Source organism: Paenibacillus sp. UMB7766-LJ446 (assembly GCF_030226665.1).
In the GTDB taxonomy this organism is placed as follows: Bacteria; Bacillota; Bacilli; order Paenibacillales; family Paenibacillaceae; genus Paenibacillus; species Paenibacillus vandeheii.
In genome coordinates this window covers 86,604-113,556 of sequence record NZ_JASOYM010000003.1, presented here as the reverse complement: position 1 = coordinate 113,556, position 26,953 = coordinate 86,604, and the positions used below count along the sequence as shown (strand labels likewise).

Genomic DNA, 26,953 nt, shown 5'->3' with positions numbered 1-26,953 from the left:
CTTTTTTAGATTTATCGAAACGTTTCGATTTTATACTAATTGAAGGAGTGAAGAGTATGACAACGATGATTAATGAACCAATTCGGCTGACTGCCGGGGATTTATCCTTTACCTTTTTGAACAGTGGGGATCTGTATCAGGCCAAGTCCGGTACAACGATGTTGAATCAGCTGCTCAGCAACCAGATCGATGGATCTTTGAATAACCTGTACCTGCGTGTACACGAGGGGGAGAAAATCAGCTCGTTCCCACTGCTGGGTGTGCGTTCGAACAGCAAAGTGATCACAAGCCAGGCGCAATCCGGCAATCAACTGATCTGGGAAGGTACAGTGCAGCTTGAAGGCAAAGAACAAGGCATTGGCTATCAGGTCGTGTTTACAGCTACAGCGCAAGGCGTCTGGTTCTGGGATGTGAAGCTCACAGGACAACAACATAACGTTGACGTGGTATATGGACAGGATGTAGGGCTTGCTGATCCAGGTGCAGTACGCAGCAATGAGGCCTATCTGTCGCAGTATATTGACCATACGGTGTTCGAGGATGAAGCGAAGGGATATGTGGTATGTTCCCGTCAAAACCAGCCTCAGGGTGGCGCTTTCCCATACATGCAGCAAGGTTCGCTGACTAAGGCAATCGGCTACTCCACAGACGGATTCCAATTCTTTGGTCTTTCCTATAAAGAGACCAATCAGCCTGAGAGCCTGAGCCGTAATACACTGGCAAATGAGACGTACCAATATGAATTTGCCTACACAGCGTTGCAATCGGAGCGCGTTAACTTGGACGGGGAAGCTCAAGTGGTCTTCTACGGACTGGCCAAAGCAGATCATCCTGCCGGAATCTCCGCACTGGAATTCGGGGATGAAGTAGCTGCTGCTTGGAACGAAGTACAAGCATTGACTGCTCAGCAAGGCGAGACGTTGGAACAGGTGAAACTGTCATCCTTCTTGGGTGAACCGCTTGCTGCGCTTGATTTGACACAAGATGAGATTAATGAACTGTTCCCTGACCGTCATCAGGAAGAGCATAGCGGTGACTCGCTGTTGTCCTTCTTTACGGGCAGCTATGAACATATCGTCCTGAAAGCGAAAGAATTGCTTGTAGAGCGTCCGCACGGCCATATCCTGATGAGTGGTGGCAACGTGCAGCTTGGTGCTCAGGTTATTACGACGACGTCGTATAAGTACGGTATTTTCAACTCACAACTCGTTATTGGTAACACCAATTTTAATAAAATGATCAGTAATGCCCGCAACGCATTGAACGTGCCGAAGACGGCTGGACAACGCATTTATGTGGAAATGGACGGACAGTATCGTCTGCTGACCATGCCTTCTCTGTTCGAGATTGGATTCAACTACGTGCGTTGGATCTACAAAACCGAATCCGATACCATCATCGTGACGAATTACACCGGGGCACATACCACTGAAGTGAGCATGAACGTACGCTCGACAAGTGGCAAAGCTTATCGCTATCTGGTAACCAACCAAATCACGATGAATGTAAATGAATACGAGTATCCGCTGCATATGACGCAGGATGGCAGCACACTGATCTTCAAGGCTGATCCGCAAGCGATTAGTGCAGGAACGTATCCTGATCTGCAATACCGCATGTCGGTGGATGGTGCAGTCGTACATGTTGGAGACGAAACGCTGCTGGCGAGTGGTATCCGCAGTGGATCTGCATCGCTGGTTACACTTAGTCTGGAAGAGAGTGCAGAATGGACGCTGAAGGTACAAGGCGTATTGGAAGGTCAAGTAAACGAAGCAGACGGTTCCGTAGCAGCAGGCTCCAGCCTTACTTTTGAAGAGGAAGTACAGGCGTACCGCGAATTCTTCGCAGGCGTAATGAACGGATTCCGTTTGTCTCGCGGTGAAGGCCAAAGTGCAGAGGATCTGTTCAAAGTGAACGCGCTGGCTTGGTGGTACACACACAACATGCTGGTTCACTACTCCGTGCCTCACGGATTGGAGCAGTACGGCGGCGCAGCATGGGGCACACGTGATGTATGCCAAGGTCCGGTTGAATACTTTATGGCTACGCAAAAATATGAGCAGGTTCGCGATATCATCAAAATGGTGTATACCCACCAATATGAAGATGATGGCAACTGGCCGCAATGGTTCATGTTTGACAAGTACTTTGCAATTCAGCAGGAAGAGAGCCATGGCGACATCATCGTATGGCCGCTGAAAGTGCTGGCGGACTACCTGACAGCGACTCGTGACTATGCGATTCTGGAAGAGAAAGTGCCGTATACCGTTAAGCACAGCTTTGGATTCACGGAAGAAACGGCAACTGTATTGGATCACGCGAAAAAAGAGATCGAATACATCCGCTCACACTTCTTGCACGACACATTCCTGTCTTCCTATGGGGATGGGGACTGGGATGATACACTCCAGCCAGCCAATGCACAGCTCAAACAATACATGGTGAGCAGTTGGACTGTTGCATTGACCTATCAGTCTGTCAATGTGCTTGCACAGGCGCTGCAGCATAAGGATGCTGCATTTGCACAGGAGCTGGACGTTCTGGCTCAAGGCATCCGTGAAGACTTTAATCGGTACATGCTGGGTACGGATGTGATTCCAGGCTTTGTATACATGGAAGAAGCGGATCAGGCGAAGCTAATGCTTCACCCAACAGATACGGAGACAGGCATTCAATACCGCCTTCTGCCGATGACACGCAGCATGATCGGTGAATTGCTGAATGCAGAACAGGCTGAGTCGCATTATGCATTGATTCGTGAGCAGTTCCTGTGCCCGGATGGTGTACGCTTGATGAATCGTCCGGCTCAATATGCAGGTGGAGTGAGCAGTCACTTCAAACGGGCAGAGCAAGCGTCCAACTTCGGACGTGAGATTGGTTTGCAGTATGTGCATGCGCATATCCGTTACGTGGAAGCGATGGCGAAGCTCGGTAAGACGGATCAGGTGTGGAATGGTCTTGCCATGATTAACCCGGTCGGCATCGGCGAAGTTGTACCTAATGCGGAGATTCGTCAGGCGAACGCGTATTTCAGCAGTTCCGACGGCAAGTTCAACACGCGGTACGAGGCGCAGGAGCATTTTGACCAGCTTCGCAAAGGAACGGTACAGGTGAAGGGGGGATGGAGAATCTACTCCAGCGGTCCTGGAATCTACATGAACCAACTGATCTCGAACGCACTCGGCATTCGTCAGGAAGGCGGGGATCTGGTTATTGACCCGGTATTGCCAGCTGAGCTGGACGGTATGCAATTCGAATTCGAATATGCAGGAGAGCCGGTAACGTTTGTCTACCATCTGAACGAAGGTTCGGTTAACCGTGTAACAGTAAACGGCAAGGATATCCGCACCGAGCAAACGGTGAACCGCTACCGTCAAGGTGGGGCTCGTATCTCGCTGGATGAGTTCAAACAAGCGCGTAATGCTTCGGAGCGCACGATTGTTGAAATTTATATGTAAATTCAATACAAGCTCGAAGCTTCACTAGAGTGGAAGGTCATCCTCCTTAACAGGCAGGGTGACCTTTTTTTTATTTGAGAAGGATTCAGTGGCGGGTCCGAGGAACCCGCTACGATACGATGATCACTCTAACGCAAAGGAACGGCCAGCAACGTGTGCAGCAGCGTATTATGGCGTACATGCTTCGTCACATAGCCTGCGTCCTCTAGCGAGCCGCACAACTCGTCCAGCAGCGGGAAATGACGTTCTTTTATCGTTTGCAATTGGTCCTCATGACCTGCTGCCTCAGCCTGTTCGATATACGTCTGGCGATGAGCTGTATTCGCAAACATCAGGTCTGTCAGGCAAATCCGTCCTCGTCTGGTTAACACTCGCTGTATCTCCTGTAATGCCAACTGCTGCTGATCTGGGCTCAGATGATGGAAGGCGAAGCTGGATACGACAAAATCGAAAGACTGGTCGGCAAAAGGCAAAGCCAGAAAGTTGCCAAGCTTTACATGCATCTCTGGATATTTGGTGCGGCATGTACGCAGCATCTCACGGGATTGATCGATGGCGGTCATGGTTGCGCCTCGTTCTAACAATTTGCCCGCCAGATTCCCCGTGCCAGTCCCAATATCGAGACCTTTCTCGCCGGGTACAGGAAATATCCAGCTTGCTGTCTGCTCCAGTGCTTCGTCATAGTTGTCATAGATATTGAACGATCCTGCGTCTTCTGGATACGTTGTATCGCTGTTTGGCTTGTGTGCTGTCCAGCTATTCTTCTGGCTGCGAACTTCATCACCATTAGGTTTTGGCATACGGTCATTCGACGCCTGCACCCGCTGATCATGGATGGCTGCTTGCCTATCATAATTCCAGCGGTCATACCAGTTCTGCCGGGCTTCTCTGAGGCGGCGTGCACTGTCTGCAAGATCATGCAGATGGGTGACGTCCAACGGCCCATCCTGACGGTTCAGGTCAATCATGCGCTGGGTCGTATCGAGCATGCGCTTTAGCTCGACCCACTGGGCATACATGACCGCCTGCTGCAGCTCCAGATATTCTTCCAGCCGCTGCTGATTGCCCTGATCAATCTCTCCGAGCGCTTGGGTGATATCCTGAAGCGACATCCCGATTTCACGCAGGGCTGCAATGGTTTGCAGCAGCCAGATATCATTCTCGGTATATGTGCGATACCCGTTATTCGTCTGTTTGGCGGGCTGAATCAGTCCTTTTTCCTCATAAAAGCGAATGGCTCTCGCCGATATGCCGAGTCTGTCAGCGGCTTCCTTAATGTTCATCACGTGCACCTCCTATCGAATCAGTATATTATCCAATTAGTATAAACGATGACGTTACGGAAAGGTTAAGTAGAAATTTCATTCAACGAATTGAAATTTTAGTCAAGCCTGAGGCTATGCTACAATATATAGCAATGGAGCATTAGCATCGATATACCCTGCAAAATGTTCAATAAGAACCGAACAAGCCCTATTTTTGAACGCTGCTTCTCGCAGTGTTAATCACTAATGTACGAAAGGTTGAACTTTTATGCTTACCAGCCATACGTATATGATTCGGCTATCTGAGCTTAAGGATGCGGCGCAGCTGATGGAGCTGGATGCTCTGGTATGGGATAAATATACCTCTCCTGAGCCGCTCAACTGGCGATCAAGACAACAATACCTGCAGCATTGCCCTCCAGGCAGTCAGTTGATTGCCGTTCAGGGAGAGCGGGTATGTGGTTATGTGGGCTTTCATCCGGCGACAGGCATGCCTGTTAACCGTCATGTATACGAGATTAATATCGCCGTTCATCCCCATGATCGTCGCTGTGGTATTGCTACGGCCCTGATGGATGCCATGAAGCAATATGCCCTTGAACAAGGGATCACCAAGCTTAGGCTGCGGGTGTTATCCAGCAATCCAGGAGCCATTGCGTTTTATACACAGTGCGGATTCGTGACGGAGGGCAGACTGATATCGGAATTTTATATCGCAGGCAAGTATGTGGACGATATTCTTATGAGTTATTTCATCCAGGCCAAAGGATAGAACAGCGTAGGAGGAGGAACAACAATGGACATGGGACTTCGGGGTAAAAAGGCACTGGTGCTTGCATCCAGTCGAGGACTGGGCAAAGCTGTAGCCGCTCAATTGGCGGCCGAAGGTGCTGACGTTATGCTCGCCAGCCGAAGCGAAGAAAAGCTTGCAGGGGTGAAGCAGGAGCTGCTGGCGCTTGGTGGTGGCGGACGTGTCGAATATTGTGCAACGGATGTGACAAGTAAGGAAGATATTGATGCCCTGATTCGCAAGACAGGTGAATTGTTCGGTCAGATTGATATTTTGGTGAACAATTCAGGCGGCCCGCCTTCCGGAACATTTGAGTCACTGACCGATGAAGACTGGGAACGCGCATTTGAATTAAATGTACTTAGCTATGTCAGATTGATTCGCGGTGCGCTTCCTTACATGAAGGAGAATGGCGGACATATCGTGAACATTGCCTCAACCTCTGTGAAGCAGCCCATTCCCGGTCTGATTCTGTCCAATACGTTCCGTACGGGGGTGTTTGGATTGGCCAAGACCTTGTCACAGGAGCTTGCGCCATATGGCATTCTGATCAATACGGTTGCGCCGGGTCGAATCGGAACGGATCGGATACATGAATTGGACGCTGTGCGTGCAGAACAGAACGGAATAAGTGAGGAAGAGGTTGCCGAACAATTCCGTAAAGAAATTCCATTAGGACGTTATGGTCAACCCGAGGAGTTTGCCAAGGCGGTCGTGTTCCTCTTATCAGGAGCGAATACATACATTACAGGTACATCCCTTGTGGTGGATGGTGGTATGGTACGTGCACTCTAAGAAAAGATGGATCAGAAGATCTTAAGTTATACGTAAGTAAAAAATTTAAAAACAAGGTAAAGCCCCTCCTTATTCTCTACGTGTTGTGTAGAAGGAGGGGCTTTTATTTGATGTAAGCATTGTGTGTGGGAACGGCTTCCCTCACCACGTCGACAACATTAAACCAGGTGCACAGAGGGGTTGTGCATACCTAACTTATCAGGTCCGGACCGAATGGTTAAGCCGGGTCTTTGCTGCTGCTACTGGCTGATGTATCGGCTTTACCGGAATCGGGAGCAATCGTTGTTTTGGATTCTCCGTCACGTTTTGCCCCATGACCATGACCTTCCCGGTCTTCGGACAGTTTGCCGTTGATAAGGTCGGTAACCCGTTGAGTGATGTCGGCAGCACGTTCATCGTACTGAGCTTGTGTAAGTTTTCCATCGGTCAGCTTTTGTTGCAGATTGGCTTTCTGTGCTGCAACAAGTTTATCGATAACGGTCTGTACGTCCACATTTTTGGCAGCTGCAATCTCGGCAATGGTGCTGCCCGCTTCACGAGCTTCCTTCAGCTCGTCCGTTGTAATCCCAAGGACAGAGGCCAGCTCTTCGGTATAACGCTCTGCTCCCGGTCCGCCGAAACCGCCGCGTCCGCGTCCGCCTGCACCAACTTCCGACAAATTGCCATTAACAAGGTCCGTTACGCGCTGAGTGAGCGTAGCCAAACGCTCATCGAGCTGGGTTTGCGTAAGTTTTCCGTCGGTGAGACGCTGTTGCAGTTCCGTTTTTTGTGCGGCAACAAGTGTATCAATGACGGTCTGTACGTCCACATTTTTGGATGCTGCAACCTCGGCAATGGTGCTGCCTGCTTTACGGGCTTCTTTTAGCTCGTCGGCTGTCATTCCAAGGACGGAGGCCAGTTCGTCCGAGTAGCGGCCAAATCCTTGTCCATGAGCTCTCTTCCCATCTGCCGATTTAAATGTATGTGAATTCGATGAGGAGGCACTGTCGGTCTTCGTTTGACCGGAAGCACTTGCCACCGGATCTGCATTAGCCACTGAATGTGCAAACAACCCTCCGCCCAGTGCTATTGTCAAAGCCATCGTGCTGGTTACCATCACTGTTCTTGATGTTTTCGTTCTCTTCATGCGTGATCATCCTTCTTTCTTCAATAGGTTGATGTGGATTGAATCCACAACGTTATCTTAGGCAATAACCATGAAGAGAGGCTGAATGTAACCTTAATTCGCGTTAAAAATTGGTCCTCTAACCAGAAATGCCCCTCACCCATGTTTGAAAATCTCACAGGCAAGAGGCATATTAATGTTCTCCGAAAGATGTAATTAGATTATGTAGTCTATTTAGCGCAAAAGTTCCCATTCATGCTGCAGCATGCCATACACTGCATGGTTAACATAGCCCTTAGGCAGCTTCTCGGCCTGACGGATAACGCCTTCAAGGACAAATCCAAGTCGTTCAGGGATGGCCCGGCTTCGCTTGTTGTTGGTAGCAGAGCGAATCTCGACACGGTTCAGATCCAGAGTGACCAGAGCGTAATCTACCAGAACGCGGCATGCGCTGGTCATCAAGCCTTGACCTTCAAAGCCTTTACCAAGCCAGTATCCGATGCTTACCGAACGGTTGGTCCAATTAATTTCATGGAAACCGATGATGCCTGCAAGGTCGCCCTTCAGCCAGACACCTGCGGTGAAACCACCGTTGTCAGCTCCCTGTTTCAATGCATTGCTGATAAAATTCGAAGTATGCTCAATCTCGGTAACGTGGTCCACCCACGGTAACCAATGTCTCAGCTGATCCCGCGAGCGGTCTGTGAGTTCGAACAACGGTTTGGTGTGCTCCATCGCAAGTGGGCGGAGTTCGGTATATTCATCCAATGAATAGGTAAACATGAGTGCAACCTTCTTTCTTTGAAATAATGGTTTATCGGGAAGTCTTCGGTAGCTTGCGCTCCAGTGCGAACAGGTCTTCTTCCATCGAGGCCATGCGTTGATTCACCGTAGTACGGGCGTCACCCAGTGCCTGATTATATATGAAGGGAGCCAACTGGGTCATGAAAAGATCCAGCACACCCCAAGCTGCCAGATCGCCCAGTTCTTCGCCGCGTTCCTCTTCGAAATACGACTGGATGGTGCGTATGGCTTCATCCTGTTGTTCTTTGGTCAGTTTTAGCGCGTTCAATGGGAAACCCTCCCTTAAATTCTGTTTTTATATCATGCTACATGATTCGCGCGAACCCGTCAAAATGGTTTTGGGCCTATCTTGTGTCAGCCTGTCATGACTTTGGTGCCGTTATTTATTGAACTCGTCCCTCGTTAAAGGTATATTTAGATGAAACGCATTGTAAATGCTGAAAGTTCCAATCAATTCATGAAAGGTTTGATACCTGTGGACAATCGTACAACCCCACCTAACTTTATCAAAAATATTATTACCGAAGATCTCCGGTCAGGGAAAGTCCAGGAAGTCATTACCCGTTTTCCTCCGGAACCGAACGGTTATCTGCATATCGGCCATGCCAAAGCGATCTGGATTAACTTTGCACTGGGTGGCGAATTTGGCGGCAAGACGAATCTGCGCTTCGATGACACGAATCCGGTCAAGGAAGATGTGGAATACGTACAATCGATTCAGGAAGACGTAAAATGGCTTGGCTACGAGTGGAGCGAGAAACGATTTGCTTCCGATTATTTTGATGAAATGTACAACCGCGCGGTCCTGCTGATTCAAAAAGGCAAAGCCTACATCGACGATCAAAGCGCCGACGAAATCCGTGCCATGCGTGGAACGCTAACCGAGCCGGGCAAAAACAGCCCATACCGTGACCGCACGGTAGAAGAGAATCTGGATCTGTTCACCCGGATGCGTGCAGGCGAGTTCCAGAACGGTGAGAAAGTGCTGCGCGCCAAGATTGATATGGCTTCACCGAACATCAACCTGCGTGATCCGGTCATTTATCGAATTTCTCATGCACATCATCACAATACAGGGGACAAATGGTGCATCTATCCGATGTACGCCTTCGCACATCCGCTCGAAGATGCCATTGAAGGGGTAACCCATTCCCTCTGCTCCCTGGAGTTTGAGGACCAACGTCCATTCTATGATTGGGTTATTGCCGAATGTGAGATGGAGAATCAACCGCATCAATATGAGTTTGGCCGCCTGAACCTGTCGCAAATGGTGACAAGCAAACGGAAGCTGAAACTGCTTGTGGACGAAGGCCATGTGGATGGATGGGATGATCCGCGTATGCCAACGATTTCGGGTCTGCGCCGCCGGGGATATACACCGGAAGCCATTCGTGATTTCGTATACGAGACAGGCATTTCCAAAAACTACGGGGTCATTGATCTGCAAACGCTGGAGCACTTTGTCCGTGAAGATCTGAAACTGAAAGCTCCGCGTACGATGGCTGTCCTGCATCCGCTCAAAGTGGTCATTACGAATTACCCTGAAGGGCAAGTCGAATGGCTCGAAGCGGAGAACAATGTAGAGAACCCGGAGATGGGCAATCGCCAAATTCCATTCTCCCGCGAGATTTACATTGAGCAAGATGATTTCATGGAAAATCCACCGAATAAATATTTCCGTTTGTTCCCGGGCAACGAGGTTCGTCTGAAGCATGCATACTTCATCAAATGTAATGATGTGATCAAGGATGCGGAAGGCAATGTGATCGAAATCCATTGTACTTACGATGTGGAGACGAAGAGCGGCAGCGGCTTCACAGGCCGTAAAGTCAAAGGAACGATCCACTGGGTAGAAGCGAGCCAAGCGGTACCTGCGGAGTTCCGTCTGTATGAGCCTTTAATCTTGGCAGAAGCACCGGAAGCAGAAGTGGAAGTGGAAATAGCAGGGGCTGATAATGAAGTTTTGGAAGAACAACCGGAGAAAACGTTCCTGGATCAATTGAATCCAAACTCCCTTGAGATTGTTCAAGGGTATGTGGAGCAAGAGATGAAGGAGGCGAAAGCACAGGATAAATTCCAGTTCTTCCGTCATGGTTACTTCAGCGTGGATCCAAAACATTCCGAGCCAGGCCGTCCCGTATTTAACCGGGTTGTATCCCTGAAGAGCTCGTTCCAACTGCCAAAAGCATAAGATAAAGCATAGCGATGGGATACAAAGGTAGAGTATAAGATTTAAGGTCAAGCTTCAGGTTAGGTGCATAAACCCAAACTGTAAACTTAAACTTAAATCTATAAACGTAAAAGGCGTCTCCAGGGCAATAAGCCTGGAGACGCCTTTCTCTTTATTACTACTATTCTTAATCTTTTGTTTGATTGTTTGAACTTTTTATTTACACCATAACGGAGAGGACAGAATAAAGCTGGAGAAGCGGAGCGTTCGCCTTTATCTCCGAATTTTACCCTTATAGAAGGGAATCAAAAAAATTCGGAGATAACAGCGATCGGAAGGTTGTTCTGTCCTCGTAGTGCTCCAGTGTAAATCTTGAAAGGTTCAACCTTTTCCAACAAAAGATTACCTCTCACCCATTTCCGTCAGCACCGTTGGCTGATAGCCGTTGCGGCGGTTCGAGAACCACATGATGCCAAAACCAACAGCACCAATCAGGGAGAAGAATACTCCGATGTTATACATCACTTCAGCACCGAAGCTCTGGAACAACCAGCCGCCGAACAAGCCAGCAATGACACCGGATATGCCGCCCCAGGCCATCGTATACACGGCCTGACCAGACGAGCGGTAAGGCCTTGGAATGAACAGCATCGTCAGCTGGGTCCCGACATAGAAATATCCGCCGAATGTAATGGAATGCATGAGCTGGATGAATACAATCTCTAACGGATTGTTTGCCAGAGCCATGAGCTGCCAGCGGATGGCGAACAGCAGACTGATCCATATCAGCGATGCGAGAAGCATGCTCATTTTACGTTTGAGAAAACGGTCCAGGAGCAGGAACACACCGACTTCAAGTATGGATGATGAGAAAATGGCCCAGCCAACCATCTGTTTATCGCCACCCATTTCAACGATGTACAATGACATGAATGTACTGTTCATGGCGTTGGGTACGGAAACCAGCACACCAAGCCCGATAAAGATCATAAAGTACGGATTAAACATGACTCTGCCGAAACGTCGAAAGCTCACTACAGGGGTATCTGAAGCGATCGGCTGTCTGGGTAAGAGCAAGGCAAAGATAAAGGCAATGACAATCATGAAGGCAAAGACAATCGATACACTGCCCGCACCCAGGCGGTCAATGAGCGGCCCGGCAGCTGCAGCGGTCAGAGCCCAGCCCAGCGATCCCCAAAGCCGAAACGTACCAAATTTCTGAGTAGTTCCATCAATATAACCGAGAATCAGACTGTTGGTTTGAGCAAACAAAGGACTTTGAAAAAAATAAAAAAAGATCATGGCTGTATAGATCCAAGCATACGTAGGCGCATAGAATACGGTCTGAGCAAGCACAAAGGTGCCGCCCATCATCATCATCAATATAATACGAATATTGCGTGATTTATCGCTCCAGAAGCCCCAGAACGGATTAGCGAACAAGGATACAAACGGACCAATCGCCATCAGACTGCCAATCTCCAATTTGGTCATGCCGATTTCCTGCAAATACAACTGAAGAAAACCAGCGAAGATTGAAATGGCTCCATAAATGAAAAAGTTATATAGTTTCAGCGAAACCAAAGAGGGGTTGCCTCTTCCGGGTGCAGATCTGTCCAATAGAGCCATTCCTTTCAGGATCATATTCTTCAATGTATCATTTGTTGAAAGGGTATTCAATGTATAGAATACGTTTATAGAACGAGGAGGATGGCTGTGAGCACATTAGAATGGACAGGTATTATTTTGGCAGGCGGCTTATCCCGCCGTATGGGTTCCAATAAAGCATTATTGGAATGGAATGGTTCCAGCGTGCTGGAACAGGTTATCCAAGCGATGACACCGGCTGTGAATCGTATAATCGTTTCCGCAGGAAACAACACGACAGCATACAACGCATTGCCTTACGACTGCGTTCAGGATGATTACCCGGGGAAAGGGCCGCTCGCAGGACTACATGCCGCGCTGGAAGCCTCAGAGACGGACTGGAACCTCGTTTGTGCCTGTGATATGCCGCTGTTAGAGCTATCCTTTTTCAAAGGCATGAAGAGGCTCACTGAGTCTTCTCAAGAGCATCATGCGATCGTTCCGCGATTGGCAGGGCGGGTTCATCCGCTTGCGGGTGCTTACCATAAACGTGTTCTTCCCGAACTTGAACAGCGCTTAATAGGTGACAGACTAAGAGTAACTGAGTGGCTTGAAGAGATGGGCTGCCGATATGTCGACGTGGACGAGCTGGAAAGCGCTGGCGTCCATGATGTGGCAATTCAGCTGAGCAATATGAATACCCCGGAAGACTATGAGTTTATTCGTAATCGATAGGATGCCCTAACCATGAGTTCATTCATCATCACATTTAACATCTAGCCAATCTCTTATACCTACCTCATTCCAAAGAGGTCCGCGAACTCTGGTGCACTGGGCCCGATTCATTAAATATATCCTGAACCGCGTTGCGATACTGAAGTGGGCTCTGGCCAGTCCATCGCTTGAATTGTCGACTGAAGTGTGACAGATGAGTATAGCCCAGCTTCCATGCAATTTCACTCAAAGAGAGCTTCGGCTGTTCAATTAATACTTTGGCTTCCTGCAGCTTCAGGCTGGACAGATAGGCCCGTGGAGATTGTCCGTACACCTTGCGGAAGATCTGCAGCCCATATCCTGGACTGATGCCAAACGAGGATATGATCTGCTCCACTTTGACGGTGGATACATTGCCCTCCTTGATTCGCAGCTGCGTATGGAATGCTTGTTTGATGGCTTCTGCGATGGCCCCTGCATAATGCATGGCTGCTGGAGCTGGGGCATTAGACGAAGCTTCAGATCGGTTGGACAACGGTTCACTATCCGCAGCCTGGGACAGCAGGGCAAATAGTTCAAACATACGTGCCTGCATTATAAATTTGTCTGTGGAAGTGTATGCCTCCGATGTTCTGATCATGTTCATCCAGTTCTCCAGGACGGGACGCATTTGCATGTTATCTGTAGTGCCTGCCTCATAGATTCGGCTGTGATGGGACATCAGCTTCAGGGTAAATACAGGATCATCTACATTAAAATGAGCGCTGAAATACGTCATACCCTCCGGTGATACACATTGGTTTGTATGTTTGAATCCGGGTGGAATGAGCAGAATGGAACCTTCCTCAACCGTATAGGTATACCCGTGAATCACGCTCTCCTGAGTACCCTTTATAATCAGCATCATTTCAAAGCCCGGATGGGACTCCTCCGGCATCGCCCAACCGTATGGAACTTGTTGGCTGTGCGCTCCATAGAATTTAATGTTACAGTCGATAATAGGCAGCCAGTGAGCCATTGTATGATGTGGCATTTCTCGAAGCTGTGATCGGATATCCATGAGATTCACCTCGGAAAAGGGTAAAAACTACTCGCTTTGTACAATCGGCACCCATAGTATACTTCATTATAATCAGTTTAACGGCAACGATGGAAATCGTAGGACGGGTGAGTGTTTGAACTGATGGCTAAGCATCTAATGTACTTCAATAGATATTAATGTAAACGTTATCATTTATCAATTGAATTATTTCATTTTGTATAAATGACAAGAGATCCATACTTCCAGATGAAAAGGGGATTTTAACATGGACAAGTTATTATACGGGGTAGCCTATTATGATGAATATATGCCTTACGAGCGATTGGACAAGGATATTCAGATGATGAAGGATGCGGGCATTAATGTGGTACGGATTGCGGAATCAACCTGGAGTACGCATGAACCGCAGAGTGGCGTCTTCGACTTCTCCTCCGTAGATCGTGTACTGGATGCCATGCACGCAGCGGGCATTCAGGTCATTGTGGGCACGCCTACGTATGCTGTTCCGACGTGGATGGTCAAGGAGCACCCGGAGGTTCTGGCAACGACCGTGCAGGGACCTGGAAAATATGGTGCGCGGCAAATTATGGACATTACACATCCAACATACCTGTTCTATGCGGAACGCATCATTCGCAAGCTGATATCCCGTGTCAGCAAACACCCTGCCGTGATTGGTTATCAGACGGATAACGAAACGAAGCATTACAACACCGCTGGGGATAATGTACAATTGCAATTCGTCAAATATATGCGTAACAAGTTCAGCTCACTGGATGATCTGAACAAGGAATTTGGCTTGGATTATTGGAGTAACCGCATCAATAGCTGGGAGGACTTCCCTTCAGTTGTCGGTACAATCAACGGCAGTCTGGGAGCTGAATTTGCCAAATTCCAGCGCCAGCTGGTAACCAACTTTCTAGCGTGGCAGGTCGGAATTGTAAATGAGTACAAACAGGAAGGACAGTTTGTCACCCAGAACTTTGACTTCGACTGGCGTGGATATTCGTACGGCATTCAAGGGGATGTGGACCATTTTGCCGCATCTAAACCTTTTGACATCACCAGTGTGGACATCTATCATCCGTCGCAGGATGACCTGACCGGCATTGAGATTTCATTCGGCGGTGACGTCGCGCGCTCCACCAAACAATCGAACTATCTCGTACTGGAGACGGAAGCACAGGCATTCTGGCACTGGGTTCCCTATCCGGGACAGCTGCGCCTTCAGGCTTTTAGCCATCTGGCCTCCGGAGCCAACATGGTCGCCTATTGGCACTGGCATTCCTTGCATAATTCGTTCGAGACGTATTGGAAAGGATTGCTGAGCCACGATTTTGAGCCGAATCCGGTATACAACGAGGCCAAGACGATCGGCCGGGATTTTGCCAGACTCAGCCCGCAGCTGGTGAATTTGAAGAAAACAAATCGAGTAGCGGTGCTGTTCAGCAATGAGGCATTGACGTCGATCAAGTGGTTCGGGTTTAATTTTACCAGTAACAAAAAATACAATGACGTTGTGCGCTGGATGTATGACGAATTATACAAAATGAACATAGGCTGTGATCTGATTGATCCGTCTGTTGAGAGTTATGAAGGCTATGATGTGATTGTTGTGCCTGCTTTGTACGCAGCTTCCGATGCCTTGCTTGAGAGGCTGAACCAATTTGTACAGGATGGTGGGCATGTCGTTTACTCCTTTAAGAGCGGGTTCGCCAATGAACACATTAAGGTTCGCTCTACCCGCCAGCCTGGACTGATCAGTGAGGCTTGTGGCATCCGTTACAACCTGTTCGTTGAGCCGAAAAATGTGTCGCTGCGAGATGATCCGTTCGAGGTTGGAGAGGAACAGAATCAGATTCACACCTGGATGGAGCTCATTACACCAACAACCGCTGAAGTACTGGCCTGGTACGATCATCCACACTGGGGTGAATATGCGGCAATTACCCAGAATGCCTATGGCAAGGGCAAAGCAACGTACGTTGGATGTTATACCAGCTCCGCGGTGATCCGCAAAGTGCTGGAGCGTGTTATGAAGGAAGCCGGACTATGGGAAACCGATCAGGAATTGGCATTTCCAATCATCGTGAAGAGCGGAGTGAATGAGCAAGGCAATACGATTCGGTATTTCTTTAACTACTCCGATCAGGCGACTTCGTTCGTGAATGCCTACGGAGACGGAACGGAACTTCTGGCAGGAACAGCGGTGTCCGGAGGGCACAACATTGAACTGGAACCGTGGGGGTTCTGCATTATTGAGCAATAATGGGAAATCATAAATGAATTGACAAGTCTGTTTTCAATGATTATAAAAAGAATACCAAGACCAAAGCGCCCTCGGCTTCATGCTGGGGCGTTTATCTTATTTTAGCTCATAGCTCAGGAGTGGATGCCTCGTGTTTACCGAATTATATCGGAAGCTTATTGATCCGTTCAAACGCAGCATTCGCAACAAATTAATCCTCACCATGACGTTTCTGGCCATTCTGCCCGTCATCGCCATGACGGTTGTAGCGGCCGAGAATACCCGCTCTTCCATGGAAGAAGAGATTATGGAAACCAACCGTGCGAATATGAATTGGGCCTCCATCTATTTGGGTGAACAATTCGCGCGGATGAACAATCTCATCTATTCCATTCAGATCAGTGATGAGCTGCATCAATACTTGGCATTGAATCAGGATGCTCCGGCTGCCAGCCGATTCGATGAACAGAAGGCGGTGTTCAATATGCTGAACAGTGTCTATTATTCGGCTGGCAACTATGTATTTGGTGTCGAATTATACCTGAAGGAACTGGATACGCTGTTCACCTTCAATTCAATGGAGAGCCGAATCAGATCAGTCCCGGACATTCCTTCGGCATATCATGAGCTTTTTGAGCAGCATAAGGACTTTACGATTATTAATGATCCAAATGATGCGGAGAAGTTTCATATGACCCGCAGCATGAACCGTTTCGAGGATCAGGCGCAGATCGGTGCAATCAGTCTGGAAGTCAAATGGGCCGAATTCAATCAGACGCTGGAATTGCTGGACAGCCGGGGAGATTATTCGGTGTACATCGCGGATAGTACGGGAAGTCCGGTCTATCAGCCCAACAAAGAGATACAGCCTTCAGCAGAAGCGCTGGAAAGACTTGCAGCTACGAAGGACAGTTCCGGTTTCATTCGAACAGCCAAGGAATATGTATTTTATCATGCCATTGACCCGTCAGGAATGCGGCTGATCAAAATTGTTCCTTCCCATGTCATCAATGAGAGTGCATTGGAAACGATGAAGTATGGTCTTGTTGTGGGTGGGTTGGCTACCGTAGTTTCGGTGTTGTTAGCTGCATTCGTGGCATGGCGAACATCCAAACCGATTGTTACACTGGCGAATTCCATGAAGGGCATCCAACTGATCAAGGACAAGGAAGTGGTGCGCAGTGGTCGGGTGGATGAGATTGGCCTACTGGAGAAAAATCTGCATGGTATGGCTAGTCGCATCCGGGAACATATCCGGGACAACTATCTGATGAATCTGGAGAAACAGACTGCTGAGCTTAAAGCGCTTCAGTCCCAGATTCACCCGCATTTCCTGCAAAATACGTTGCAGATGATTGGAGGCATGGTGTACTCACAGAAGCCGGCAGACAGCTACAAAGTGATTCGTTCATTAAGTGAGATGTTCCGTTATATTGTCAGAGCGCCGGATGGTCTCGTGCCATTGCAGTCCGAATTGGATCAACTGGAACATTATATGCTCATCCAGAAGCAGCGTTTTGCCAGCAGGCTTGAATATAAACTGGAGATTGAAGGCGGGCTGGGTGACTGCTACATTCCCAAGTTGTCCCTGCAGCCGATTGTGGAGAATGCATTTGTCCATGGTCTGGAGAGAAAGCAGGGAGAGTGGAAATTGAACATTGAAGTTGTCCGACGGGATTATGAAGTAACCATCCGCATTTCCGATAATGGGTTGGGTATGGATCAAGAGAGGTTGGCCGAGATGCAATCCAGATTGTCCAAGCTGTCCCAGCAAGGGGACAGAGTGTGGAGCTCGGGGACAAGCATTGGACTGGTCAATGCCGCATCACGCATCGTGATGCACTTTGGGCCTGAATACGGCATGAACATGGAGAGTGGGGAAGGACAGGGGACCAGTGTCACTGTTCGAATTCCTTGCCATACAGGAGGCGAGATCTCGTGAACAAGGATTATTATCGAGTGGTTTTAGTGGACGACGAGCCATGGAACAGAGATATTTTACGCAATTTGGGCACGTGGGACGAGCTTGGCATGGTGGTTGCAGGTGAAGCGGAGGATGGCGGAGAGGCGATACAGCTAGTAGAGCAGCACCAACCCCATATTATCATTACAGATATGCGTATGCCGGGTAGAGACGGTGTGGAGCTGCTCCAGACGCTGAGCGCACAATATCCGCATATCAAAGTGATTGTGGTCAGTGGATATGATGATTTCAATTATGCGAAGCATGCGATTCATCACCGTGCCGCTGATTATCTGCTCAAGCCGGTGAATCCCGATGAATTGAATAACGTTCTGGCTAAATGTAAACGAGAATTGGAAAAGACCGAATCCGGACCGGAATCCTGGGAACCGTATCCTTCGGCTTTTTCCGGGGAATTCTCGCTGTTCCAGCATCAGGCACGCCTGCGTTTTAACGACTTGAACGTTCAGGGATTACGGGAGCTGTTCCAACAGCTGGAGCAACGGCTTGATACCAGTGGCATTCAAAGACCTCAACAGCTTGGGCGAATCGCATACGAATTGCAGACCCTGCTGGGTGAGCTGTGTGTTTCCAATGGTTTATGCGAGCAACCTGTAGCGGCTGTGCTCCCGCCGCCGAAGGCTCTGGCGTCCATCGCATCGGCGATAGGTTGGATATCGGCACCTTACTATACTTCGTTAGAGCAGCTAATTGCGCAGCGCAAATTCAAGAACAAGCTAAACCTGGATGAGGTGAAGCAACACATCGAGCAGCACTGCATGGAGATGATTACGCTGGAGCAGCTGGCTCAGATCTTTTTTGTTAGCAAAGAATATCTCAGCAAGGTGTTCAAAAAAGAATACGGCGTGAATGTGACCGATTATATCGTACAGTTACGCATGGCAAGAGCGAAGGAATGGGTGCTGGATGATCAGATTCCATTCAAACATATTGCCGAGATGACAGGTTATGAGGATGTATCGTACTTTTACCGGGTATTCAAGAAACACTTCGGCGTTTCCCCTGGCGAGATGCGGAAGGGACAGCCTCGTATGTCAGGTAACAGCCCCGAATAATTCATTCCCAGAGAGTTGGTTACTGGATTAAGGTTTAAAATAATCCAATAAACGAGTCTAATTTTGTCCAATGAAGCGCTTTCATTTCGTGATATATAATGATCCTATGAAAGACAAACCAGTTACACCGGGAGGTCATAAGAGATGAAAGTATGGAAAAGCGTAGCAAGTGCGGTACTTGTGAGTGTTCTGCTCGCAGGCTGCGGCTCCAATGCGGGTACGGATGGTTCGACGGAGGGAGCTGCATCAGGCAGTACGGTATCCCTCAAAGTATTCATTGCACAGCCGCGGCTGAAAGAACATTACGATAAATATATAGAACAGTTCAAAGCCAAGGAGAAAGCCGAAAAAAATATTGAAGTCAACGTGCAGCTGGAGATGCCGCCAGCAGATAATGCGCCGCAGATTCTGAAAACACGACTGGCCTCCAATGATGCACCGGACGTGTTCGCCCTGCATGCGGTGAATGAGATTCCACCGTTTAGCAAAGCGGGTTATCTGGAAGACCTTTCGGGTCAGCCTTTTGTCGATAAATTACTTGATTCTGTTAAACCTTCCGTAACGGATGCTTCGGGTAAAGTCGTGGCCGTTCCTTTGGAAACGTTATCCTGGGGATACCTGTACAATAAGGACATTTTCAAAGAGCAGGGGATAGAGGTACCTACAACTTTGACGGAAATGAAAGCGGTCGTGGAGAAGCTGAAAGCAGCCAACATCACACCGTTTGAACTGTCGTACAAAGAAGCCTGGATTCCACAACTCTTCCTGCCACTTACCGTAGGCGCATTGACTCAGTCAGAACACAAGGACTTCTTGGATAAGATGAATCAGGATCAAGGTTCCTTCTCGGATATGAAAGCATTGTTCGACATCTTCGATCTCGTCAATGCCAATGGAACAGAGAAAGCGCTCGAAGTGGGCGGCGATGATGGTTCGGCAGCCTTCGCAACAGGCAAAGCAGCAATGTGGATTCAGGGACCTTGGTTCGCAGAGACCATCCTGAAGTCCAACCCGGACATCAACTTCGGCGTAGCTCCACTGCCGATCAATGACAATCCGGATGATACCAAAATCAATCTGAGCACATCGACGTCACTGGCCGTATCTTCCTCCAGCAAAAACAAGGAAGTGGCACTCGACTTCGTAAACTATGTTCTCGATGACAAGGATTCAAGTGCATTCTATGAAGCACTGAAATTCAATCCGGTTGCCAAAATCCATGACTTCAAAAGCTTCCCATGGGTAGACGATGCCCTGAAATATGTTAACGAAGGCAAAGCGTATCAGGATCCATCCATTCCTCAAGCGGTTAAGGATGAATCAGGCAAAGCACTGCAAGGTTACTACTCTGGACAACTGGATCAGCAGCAGGTGATTGATGCGCTCGACAAGGCGTGGAAATCCTACAACAAAGTCAACAAGTAAGCAGATGGAACGGCTGGGCAGAACGGTCATCGTTCCTCCGTTTACACGAGTCTGCTTAGAGTGAAAAGGGGGAGAACCAATGGCTACGAATGTGTTCAAGAAGTATCTGTCGCTGCTCGCGTTCACTGCGCCTGCCTTTGTCATCTATGCCATTTTCCTGCTGTATCCCACATTTAGCGGTTTGTTCTACAGCTTGACGGACTGGAATGGTCTAAACCGGGATTACAGTTTTATTGGTCTGGGGAACTTCGTGGAACTGTTCAAGGAAGATCCCGACTTTCTGAATTCCCTGTGGTTCACGCTGAAATATGTGGTGTTTATGCTGATTCTGCAAAACGGAATTGCCTTGCTGCTCGCCGTGTTCATTGAGACACGGACGCGCAGCAAGGGGTTATTCCGGACCCTGTTCTTCATGCCGAACATGATCAGTACGATCATCAGCGCTTTTATGTGGACATTCATCTTCTCCCAGGTGCTGCCGCAGCTGGCCGAGAAGCTGGCCGTGTCCTTTCTGGATCAGCAGTGGCTGGGTGATCCTAAATTTTCATTCTACTCCATCCTGATCGTATCGCTCTGGAATGGTGTGGGGTATATGATGATCATCTATCTGGCAGCACTCCAGGGTGTACCGAAAAGTCTGAAGGAAGCGGCAGTTATCGATGGAGCCAACGCGTTCCAGGTACTACGTAATGTCGTATTGCCGATGATTACGCATGCCGTGACGATCTGTTTCTTCCTGACACTGAACGGAGCCTTCAAAGTATTTGAAGTCGTCTACGGTCTGACAGGTGGCGGTCCGGGCAGAGCCACTCAGGTCATTACAATGAATATCTATGAAGAGGCATTCTCCAACAATTTTAGATACGGATATGCCAGTGCCAAGTCGGTTGTGTTATTCGTCATCGTGCTCATCTTCACGCTCATTCAGATTACGGTGATGAAGAAGAAAGAGGTGGAAGCATGAGGATGCAACGAATTAACAGCTATCTGATTCGACTGCTGCTGGTGCTGGGCTCCCTCGTCGCAATGCTGCCAATCTACATGGCGATTGTGAACTCATTCAAAACACAAGGCGAAATGTTTCAGTCCTTTATTGCGCTCCCTACGACATTTCACTGGGAGAACTATTCGGATGCGTTTAACAAAATCAACCTGCTGGGCAGCTCCTTGAATTCGGCAATCGTATCCTTCCTGGGCATCGGCGGTATCGTATTCTGCGCTTCATTGGCCGGATACAAGCTGTCGCGTACCTCGGGCAGATTGAGCAACCTGATTTTCTTCCTGTTCGTGGCTTCCATGCTCGTCCCTTTTCACTCGATCATGATTCCGCTGACACGGGTTGCCAAAGGACTTCACGTCCAAGGAAGCACATACGGACTGGCCCTGATCTATATCGGACTTGGTGTGAACATGGCGATCTTCCTGTATCACGGGTTTGTTAAGTCCATCCCGCGTGAATTGGAAGAGTCGGCACAGATGGATGGATGTAATGAGTTCCAGACGTTCTTCCAGATTATCTTCCCACTGTTGCTGCCAATTACAGTCACCATCGCCATCTTGGACTTCCTGTGGATCTGGAATGACTTCCTGCTGCCACTGCTCATGCTGACGGATGTGAATCGTTATACGCTGATTCTGTCCACCAACATGCTGTTTGGCGAATACAACAAGGAATGGCCGCTGATTCTGTCTTCCCTGGTACTTACCGCGATCCCGGTGGTTCTCATCTATGCGTTCTTCCAAAAGTTCATCATGGAGGGCATTGCAGAGGGTGCGGTAAAAGGATAAGGAAAACCTGCGACCTGGACTTATCTGTCTCATTTATACTAAAACTCAAACAAACCGCCTTGATCTGAGGGATGTCATTCCTTCCGGTCAAGACGGTTTGTTTCTTTTTATTCATTTCATCATGTCATCAGCTTTTTGACTGCCTGTGCCAGCAAGTAGAGTCCTCGCTCCATCTCATCCGGTGAAGCATAGGCGTAGGACAGACGAATGTGGTCTGCATCCAGGCGGTCATAGAGATAACCCGGGTGAATCAGCACATGCTTGTCCAGACAGGCATGGAACAGTTCGCGAATGGAGAGTGGGTCAACCGTAAATCGGAGCCAGATATAGAAGCCCCCGGCGGGTATGCTCCACTCAGCAAGTTCACTGAAATGGCGTTGCAGAAGATCAAGCATGAACTCTCTGCGTCTACGAAGTTCTGGTCTTAGACGATCCATATGCTGCGCATGGTATCCATCGGCAAACCAGAGCGCAGCAGCCTCTTGAGCGAGGGAGCTGGTGCCATAATCCGTCTGCATCTTGATGTCTGCGAGGCGACGGATGACCGGCTCCGGGCCAACCAGCCAGCCGAGGCGCAGACCGGGGCTGACCGCTTTGGACAGGGTGCCCATATGAAGCACCCGTCCTTCCTTGTCGCGCGCCTTCAGCGATGGCGGCGGGGGCTCGTCCAGCCACAGGTCGCTGTAGGCGGCATCCTCCAATATGGAGATGCCGGTGTTCCGCGCTGTGGCGAGCAGCTCTTCCCGGCGGCTGTCACTCATGACAGAGCCGGTAGGATTGTGGAAGCTCGGAATCGTATAGAGCAGCGAGATGCTATCTTTGTTGGTTGCATTCTGGACGGCATCTTCCAGACGTGGAATGTGCAATCCTTCGGCATCCATCGGAATGCCGCTCATTTTCAACCCGGCGGATTGAAAGGCATGAATGGAGTACAGATAGGATGGCTTCTCCAGCAGGACCGCCGATCCGCGGGGCAGGAGTCCAACTGAAATAAGGTGCAGCGCCTGGAGTGAGCCGGATACGATCAAAATGGAGTCAGGGGAGGCTTGCACGCCACTTGCTTGCAAGTAAACGGATAAAGCCTGTCGGAGCTCCAGACTACCCTGAGGTTCGAGATAGTTTAGTGTCCGAGAACGACGGGATAGAGCATGGAGGATGTCGTTAAAAGCCTGCTGGGGCATCAGCTCGGGGGCAAGCTCACCTGTTCCAAGCCTGATAATGCCTGGCTGGAACTCAGCACGGTTAATCTGCTGTACCTCTGGCAGATTGGGGTAATACCAGCCTTCTTCGATGGCTTCCTCCCAGTTGGGCAGGGCTCCATGAGCCAGCGCATGCCAGCCGGAGCCACAGACATAGGTTCCGCCGCCATGTCTGCCTTCAATCATGCCTGCGGCGGCCAGATTTTCCAATGCAGTGACCAGCGTGCTGCGGTTCACACCCATGGATTGAGCCAACATCCGTTGTGAAGGAAGCCGGTAGCCTGCTGTCCATTCCCCGGCCGTAATTTTCTCGCGGATGTAGAGCTCAATCTGTCGGTAAAGTGGTAAGGAATGGGAGAGGTCAGGCTTCCAGCCACCCCCAAATCGAGTATCGGAACGATTCATGTGCTAGGTTGGCCTCCTTTAGGGGATGAGTGATGTTATTCCGTTTACTCTTATTTTGAACACTATATCATTTGGTTGGGTTCAATGCCATCCAAGTGGTTGGTTACGTCTGGCGTTATCCCATTTAATATGGAGACATATATGAGGGGGATGAACGATGGGTGTAATTATTCACGCGGTGGTGCTGGCGTTTGGCCTGATCTTGCCACTCGGTGTACAAAATGTGTTTATTTTCAATCAGGGCATGAGTCAGCGAAGTTATACGCGGGCGCTGCCAGCGATACTAACTGCAGGGCTCAGTGATACGCTGTTGATTGGTGCAGCGGTCGGAGGGGTGTCGCTAATCTTGCTGCAATGGCCGCTGCTGGCGACTGTATTGTATGCAGGAGGGAGTCTATTTTTGTTCTATATGGCATGGAGCATTTGGAGGTCATCCGGGCCTGCGAATGGTTCAGCAGCAGTGCTGTCTGCGGGACGGCAGATTGCCTTTGCTGCTTCCGTTTCCTTGCTTAATCCGCATGCCTTGCTGGACACGGTGGCCGTGATCGGCACCAGTTCACTTCAGTATGATGGACAGGCACGCATTTATTTTGCCATAACGGCGGCAGCGGTATCATGGATTTGGTTTCTGGGGCTTGCAGGTGCAGGCAGACTTATTGGGAGAACAGATCGTACAGGTCGGGTCAGTGTTTTCTTCAATCGGTTGTCCACTGTGGTCATGGTCGGCATGGCGGGCATGATGCTGTGGAAGCTGGACTTCTCGTAATGGAGTGGAATGTTTGGGACGGGTATTGAATTAGAAAATAGAAAAGAATCCCCTCACGTTAAACGTGCGGGGATTGTTTAAATGCTTGCGTTATGCGCCAAAAAATGAGTCTACTATATTATTCCGCCTTTAACAGCATGGATTCAATGAATGCTTTGAGATCCGTGGATGCATTGTTCAGCTGATCAATCACCTCGCTGAACTCGGTGACGAGCTCGGCTTGCTGGTTGCTGGATTGGGCGATGGATGTAATCTCCTGTTCCATCTGACGAATGGAATGCTGTACTTCCTTCAAGGAACGTTCGATGTTCACTGTGGCTTCTTTGGTACCGGTCGACAATTTGCGTACCTCGGTAGCAACGACGCCAAATCCGGCTCCTGCTTCTCCTGCTCGTGCCGCCTCAATAGCAGCATTCAGACCCAGCAGGTTCGTCTGCTCCGAAATTTCACGAATGAAGGAAGCGACTTTGGTGACTTCACTGGAGTTTTGTACGGCCATCCGTGTGTTGTCCAAAATTTGCGAAGATGAAGCGGTCAGCTGCTGGGATTGGGCAGCTACGGTCTGCACCATTTCCGTCAATCTGCCACTGATGCCGCCGATCAGTTCGGTGAGATGCTCCAGTTGTTCCTCGTTTTTGAGTGAAAATCCAATTGCAAGGGCACCAACGATATGGCCTGCTTCATCGCGAAGCGGGGTGGCTGCCGAGTTGATAGGAGTACCATAAAACTTGGCATCGATACGATTGGCTGAAGTCTCACCATCTATAAGTGCCCGGCGCAAAGTAGGATCGTCCAGCGAGACGGGATCTCCGGCTTGAATGCCCAGATCGAGATCTTCGCTTCGTACGTAATACCGGAACTGCTCCATATCGGTAACAGCAATCATCAAATCATTTTCCTTAAGCATGATTTTAAAATACGGGCTTGCTGCCACAAGTGCTTCAACAATATTCAATCGAATCAACTCCTATTTATGGGTACGTATAATCTTGATGTATGGTATATACATCGTCACAATTGCTGCATTCCTGAAGACCCGGCGAGGGCATGGAGAGATTAATTTTATTTTAATCATGAAATCAGGAAGATCAATTGACCTTATTAGGCCATGGGATGATGAAGTGACAAATAAACTGCTGAGGGCCTTGGGTCCTTCAGCAGCTTGGGGTATAACGATGATCCACACAAAAGTTACGTAAAGCAGGTCATGTTGTTTATGGATATTGGATTGTTCAGATACATGCAGATGAGTATCATTACGCATGTATTCGGGAGTAAAATGCCTGTTTATCCGCCGATTTGGGACATGCGTCGTACCGTCGGCGTATGACTTTGCATTTTTTGCTCCAATGCCAGTGCCATTTCATGGTTCTTCGGTTTAGTGCCAAGAGCCTTGAGAAAGAGTGCTGCCATGGCATCGGGATCATCCACGAAGCGGCGAACATTGTATTCATCCGACCAGTACAAACATGCTTTGATATGCCCGTCTGCTGTAAGGCGAAGACGGTTACAGTTGTCACAGAAGTGGTCACTCACCGGATGAATCAATCCGAATGTACCATGTGAACCGGCAATTTTCATATTCCGAGATGGGCCATTCCCTGCCGGCCCCGCTGTACTTTCCACCGTCCAACCCGCTTCTGCACATACATCCGTGACAGCCTCCAGCGGCAAGTACGATTTGCGCCATGAATCGGAAGCCTGCCCAATCGGCATGTATTCAATGAAGCGCACGTGCAGTGGCTGATCTATGGTCATGGCAATGAAATCCTTAATCTCATCATCATTGATGCCTTTCATTAAGACGACATTCAGCTTGATCGGAGCAAGTCCAACGGCCGTGGCAGCTTCTATGCCTTTCAGTACCTTGTTTACATCCCCGCCGCGAGTAATCATGGAGAAACGGAACGCCTGCAGGGAATCCAGACTGATGTTAATCCGGTTCAGTCCGGCGTCTTTCAGAGCTCGCGCCTGTTTGTCCAGCAGCAATGCATTGGTCGTCAAAGCAATATCTTCAATCCCGTCAATGGCCGAGATCATACTTACGAGTCTATGCAAATCTTTCCGTACCAGCGGCTCGCCTCCGGTCAGGCGGACTTTGCGCATTCCCATAGGAGCCAACACTTTGAGCACCTGGGCAATTTCCTCATAGCTCATAATTTGGTCATGCGGGGCAAATTCCATGCCTTCCTCGGGCATACAGTACACACAACGCAAATTACAGCGGTCCGTAACCGAAATACGGATGTAGTCATGTATTCTGCCAAAAGAATCCTGGAGCATTTCCATGCAGACCACCCTTTCATTGATTCAGATTGGAAAGCTTCTATATAAAATGAACCGACAAGGTCTA

General features: G+C 49.1%; 21 protein-coding genes. 12 read left to right on the top strand and 9 right to left on the bottom strand.

From position 1 onward, the window contains the following. Positions 1–56 precede the first annotated feature (56 nt). On the top strand, positions 57–3,458 hold the full coding sequence (locus QP794_RS08665) for a GH36-type glycosyl hydrolase domain-containing protein (protein WP_285075842.1): 3,402 nt from the start codon (positions 57–59) through the stop codon (positions 3,456–3,458). Positions 3,459–3,586: 128 nt separating this feature from the next. Here the strand turns inward: QP794_RS08665 and QP794_RS08660 are convergent, their stop codons facing one another. Then, entirely contained in the window at positions 3,587–4,741 is a 1,155-nt protein-coding gene (locus QP794_RS08660; RefSeq protein ID WP_285075841.1) for a methyltransferase domain-containing protein, read from the bottom strand. A 250-nt stretch (positions 4,742–4,991) separates the two neighbouring features. Here QP794_RS08660 and QP794_RS08655 point away from each other — a divergent pair, with 250 nt between their 5' ends. Together QP794_RS08655 and QP794_RS08650 are read left to right on the top strand one after the other, a co-directional pair. Further along, entirely contained in the window at positions 4,992–5,495 is a 504-nt protein-coding gene (locus QP794_RS08655; protein WP_285075840.1) for a GNAT family N-acetyltransferase, read from the top strand. Positions 5,496–5,519: 24 nt separating this feature from the next. Beyond that, positions 5,520–6,308, top strand: coding sequence for an SDR family oxidoreductase (locus tag QP794_RS08650; RefSeq protein WP_285075839.1), 789 nt, complete (start codon positions 5,520–5,522; stop codon positions 6,306–6,308). A gap of 217 nt (positions 6,309–6,525) precedes the next feature. Here QP794_RS08650 and QP794_RS08645 read toward each other — a convergent pair whose 3' ends face one another. From QP794_RS08645 to QP794_RS08635, 3 genes are all read right to left on the bottom strand, one after another. After that, on the bottom strand, positions 6,526–7,434 hold the full coding sequence (locus QP794_RS08645; RefSeq protein ID WP_285075838.1) for a hypothetical protein: 909 nt from the start codon (positions 7,432–7,434) through the stop codon (positions 6,526–6,528). A gap of 213 nt (positions 7,435–7,647) precedes the next feature. Next, the gene (locus tag QP794_RS08640; RefSeq protein ID WP_024632770.1) at positions 7,648–8,196 is read right to left on the bottom strand and encodes a GNAT family N-acetyltransferase; all 549 of its coding nucleotides are present in this window, start codon (positions 8,194–8,196) and stop codon (positions 7,648–7,650) included. 31 nt (positions 8,197–8,227) lie between these two features. Continuing rightward, positions 8,228–8,485 (bottom strand): DUF2164 domain-containing protein, encoded by a 258-nt coding sequence (locus tag QP794_RS08635; RefSeq protein WP_094938711.1) that lies wholly within the window; start codon positions 8,483–8,485, stop codon positions 8,228–8,230. A 189-nt stretch (positions 8,486–8,674) separates the two neighbouring features. Here QP794_RS08635 and QP794_RS08630 point away from each other — a divergent pair, with 189 nt between their 5' ends. After that, on the top strand, positions 8,675–10,408 hold the full coding sequence (locus tag QP794_RS08630) for a glutamine--tRNA ligase/YqeY domain fusion protein (protein ID WP_285075837.1): 1,734 nt from the start codon (positions 8,675–8,677) through the stop codon (positions 10,406–10,408). 381 nt (positions 10,409–10,789) lie between these two features. Here QP794_RS08630 and QP794_RS08625 read toward each other — a convergent pair whose 3' ends face one another. Then, on the bottom strand, positions 10,790–12,016 hold the full coding sequence (locus QP794_RS08625; RefSeq protein ID WP_285076451.1) for an MFS transporter: 1,227 nt from the start codon (positions 12,014–12,016) through the stop codon (positions 10,790–10,792). Between the two features lie 87 nt (positions 12,017–12,103). Between QP794_RS08625 and mobA the strand changes: the two genes are divergently transcribed. Continuing rightward, positions 12,104–12,709, top strand: a complete 606-nt coding sequence (gene mobA, locus QP794_RS08620) for a molybdenum cofactor guanylyltransferase (protein ID WP_285075836.1) — start codon at positions 12,104–12,106, stop codon at positions 12,707–12,709. A gap of 64 nt (positions 12,710–12,773) precedes the next feature. On the opposite strand, the gene QP794_RS08615 is transcribed toward mobA, so the two are convergent. Further along, positions 12,774–13,721 (bottom strand): AraC family transcriptional regulator, encoded by a 948-nt coding sequence (locus QP794_RS08615; protein ID WP_285075835.1) that lies wholly within the window; start codon positions 13,719–13,721, stop codon positions 12,774–12,776. A 274-nt stretch (positions 13,722–13,995) separates the two neighbouring features. On the opposite strand from QP794_RS08615, the gene QP794_RS08610 reads away from it, so the two are divergent. The 6 genes from QP794_RS08610 (at position 13,996) to QP794_RS08585 (ending at position 22,230) form a co-directional block, all read left to right on the top strand. Next, positions 13,996–15,999: a beta-galactosidase gene (locus QP794_RS08610; protein WP_285075834.1), complete on the top strand. Its 2,004-nt coding sequence runs from the start codon at positions 13,996–13,998 to the stop codon at positions 15,997–15,999. A gap of 130 nt (positions 16,000–16,129) precedes the next feature. Beyond that, positions 16,130–17,920: a sensor histidine kinase gene (locus tag QP794_RS08605; RefSeq protein WP_285075833.1), complete on the top strand. Its 1,791-nt coding sequence runs from the start codon at positions 16,130–16,132 to the stop codon at positions 17,918–17,920. Continuing rightward, the gene (locus QP794_RS08600; protein ID WP_285075832.1) at positions 17,917–19,017 is read left to right on the top strand and encodes a response regulator; all 1,101 of its coding nucleotides are present in this window, start codon (positions 17,917–17,919) and stop codon (positions 19,015–19,017) included. The genes QP794_RS08605 and QP794_RS08600 overlap by 4 nt, the downstream gene beginning before the upstream one ends. 144 nt (positions 19,018–19,161) lie before the next feature. Continuing rightward, positions 19,162–20,442, top strand: coding sequence for an ABC transporter substrate-binding protein (locus QP794_RS08595; RefSeq protein ID WP_024632761.1), 1,281 nt, complete (start codon positions 19,162–19,164; stop codon positions 20,440–20,442). A gap of 79 nt (positions 20,443–20,521) precedes the next feature. Further along, positions 20,522–21,406, top strand: coding sequence for a carbohydrate ABC transporter permease (locus QP794_RS08590; protein ID WP_064641854.1), 885 nt, complete (start codon positions 20,522–20,524; stop codon positions 21,404–21,406). Further along, entirely contained in the window at positions 21,403–22,230 is an 828-nt protein-coding gene (locus QP794_RS08585) for a carbohydrate ABC transporter permease (protein WP_024632759.1), read from the top strand. Before QP794_RS08590 ends, QP794_RS08585 begins: the two co-directional genes overlap by 4 nt. 119 nt (positions 22,231–22,349) lie before the next feature. Here the strand turns inward: QP794_RS08585 and QP794_RS08580 are convergent, their stop codons facing one another. Continuing rightward, positions 22,350–23,834: an aminotransferase-like domain-containing protein gene (locus tag QP794_RS08580; RefSeq protein WP_285075831.1), complete on the bottom strand. Its 1,485-nt coding sequence runs from the start codon at positions 23,832–23,834 to the stop codon at positions 22,350–22,352. Between the two features lie 157 nt (positions 23,835–23,991). On the opposite strand from QP794_RS08580, the gene QP794_RS08575 reads away from it, so the two are divergent. Beyond that, complete coding sequence (locus tag QP794_RS08575; RefSeq protein WP_285075830.1) at positions 23,992–24,600, top strand: LysE/ArgO family amino acid transporter; 609 nt, start codon at positions 23,992–23,994, stop codon at positions 24,598–24,600. Between the two features lie 118 nt (positions 24,601–24,718). On the opposite strand, the gene QP794_RS08570 is transcribed toward QP794_RS08575, so the two are convergent. Together QP794_RS08570 and moaA are read right to left on the bottom strand one after the other, a co-directional pair. Beyond that, positions 24,719–25,555: a methyl-accepting chemotaxis protein gene (locus QP794_RS08570; RefSeq protein WP_285075829.1), complete on the bottom strand. Its 837-nt coding sequence runs from the start codon at positions 25,553–25,555 to the stop codon at positions 24,719–24,721. A gap of 332 nt (positions 25,556–25,887) precedes the next feature. Continuing rightward, entirely contained in the window at positions 25,888–26,889 is a 1,002-nt protein-coding gene (gene moaA, locus QP794_RS08565; RefSeq protein ID WP_285075828.1) for a GTP 3',8-cyclase MoaA, read from the bottom strand. Between the last annotated feature and the right edge of the window lie 64 nt (positions 26,890–26,953).

What these genes read in the sequence shown, in the direction of transcription:
- QP794_RS08665 (WP_285075842.1), top strand. Translation starts at nt 57, where the DNA reads ATGACAACGATGATTAATGAACCAATTCGGCTGACTGCCGGGGATTTA.
- QP794_RS08660 (WP_285075841.1), bottom strand. Translation starts at nt 4,741, where the DNA reads ATGAACATTAAGGAAGCCGCTGACAGACTCGGCATATCGGCGAGAGCC.
- QP794_RS08655 (WP_285075840.1), top strand. Translation starts at nt 4,992, where the DNA reads ATGCTTACCAGCCATACGTATATGATTCGGCTATCTGAGCTTAAGGAT.
- QP794_RS08650 (WP_285075839.1), top strand. Translation starts at nt 5,520, where the DNA reads ATGGACATGGGACTTCGGGGTAAAAAGGCACTGGTGCTTGCATCCAGT.
- QP794_RS08645 (WP_285075838.1), bottom strand. Translation starts at nt 7,434, where the DNA reads ATGAAGAGAACGAAAACATCAAGAACAGTGATGGTAACCAGCACGATG.
- QP794_RS08640 (WP_024632770.1), bottom strand. Translation starts at nt 8,196, where the DNA reads ATGTTTACCTATTCATTGGATGAATATACCGAACTCCGCCCACTTGCG.
- QP794_RS08630 (WP_285075837.1), top strand. Translation starts at nt 8,675, where the DNA reads ATGAAAGGTTTGATACCTGTGGACAATCGTACAACCCCACCTAACTTT.
- QP794_RS08625 (WP_285076451.1), bottom strand. Translation starts at nt 12,016, where the DNA reads ATGGCTCTATTGGACAGATCTGCACCCGGAAGAGGCAACCCCTCTTTG.
- QP794_RS08615 (WP_285075835.1), bottom strand. Translation starts at nt 13,721, where the DNA reads ATGCCACATCATACAATGGCTCACTGGCTGCCTATTATCGACTGTAAC.
- QP794_RS08610 (WP_285075834.1), top strand. Translation starts at nt 13,996, where the DNA reads ATGGACAAGTTATTATACGGGGTAGCCTATTATGATGAATATATGCCT.
- QP794_RS08595 (WP_024632761.1), top strand. Translation starts at nt 19,162, where the DNA reads ATGAAAGTATGGAAAAGCGTAGCAAGTGCGGTACTTGTGAGTGTTCTG.
- QP794_RS08590 (WP_064641854.1), top strand. Translation starts at nt 20,522, where the DNA reads ATGGCTACGAATGTGTTCAAGAAGTATCTGTCGCTGCTCGCGTTCACT.
- QP794_RS08585 (WP_024632759.1), top strand. Translation starts at nt 21,403, where the DNA reads ATGAGGATGCAACGAATTAACAGCTATCTGATTCGACTGCTGCTGGTG.
- QP794_RS08580 (WP_285075831.1), bottom strand. Translation starts at nt 23,834, where the DNA reads ATGAATCGTTCCGATACTCGATTTGGGGGTGGCTGGAAGCCTGACCTC.
- QP794_RS08575 (WP_285075830.1), top strand. Translation starts at nt 23,992, where the DNA reads ATGGGTGTAATTATTCACGCGGTGGTGCTGGCGTTTGGCCTGATCTTG.
- moaA (WP_285075828.1), bottom strand. Translation starts at nt 26,889, where the DNA reads ATGGAAATGCTCCAGGATTCTTTTGGCAGAATACATGACTACATCCGT.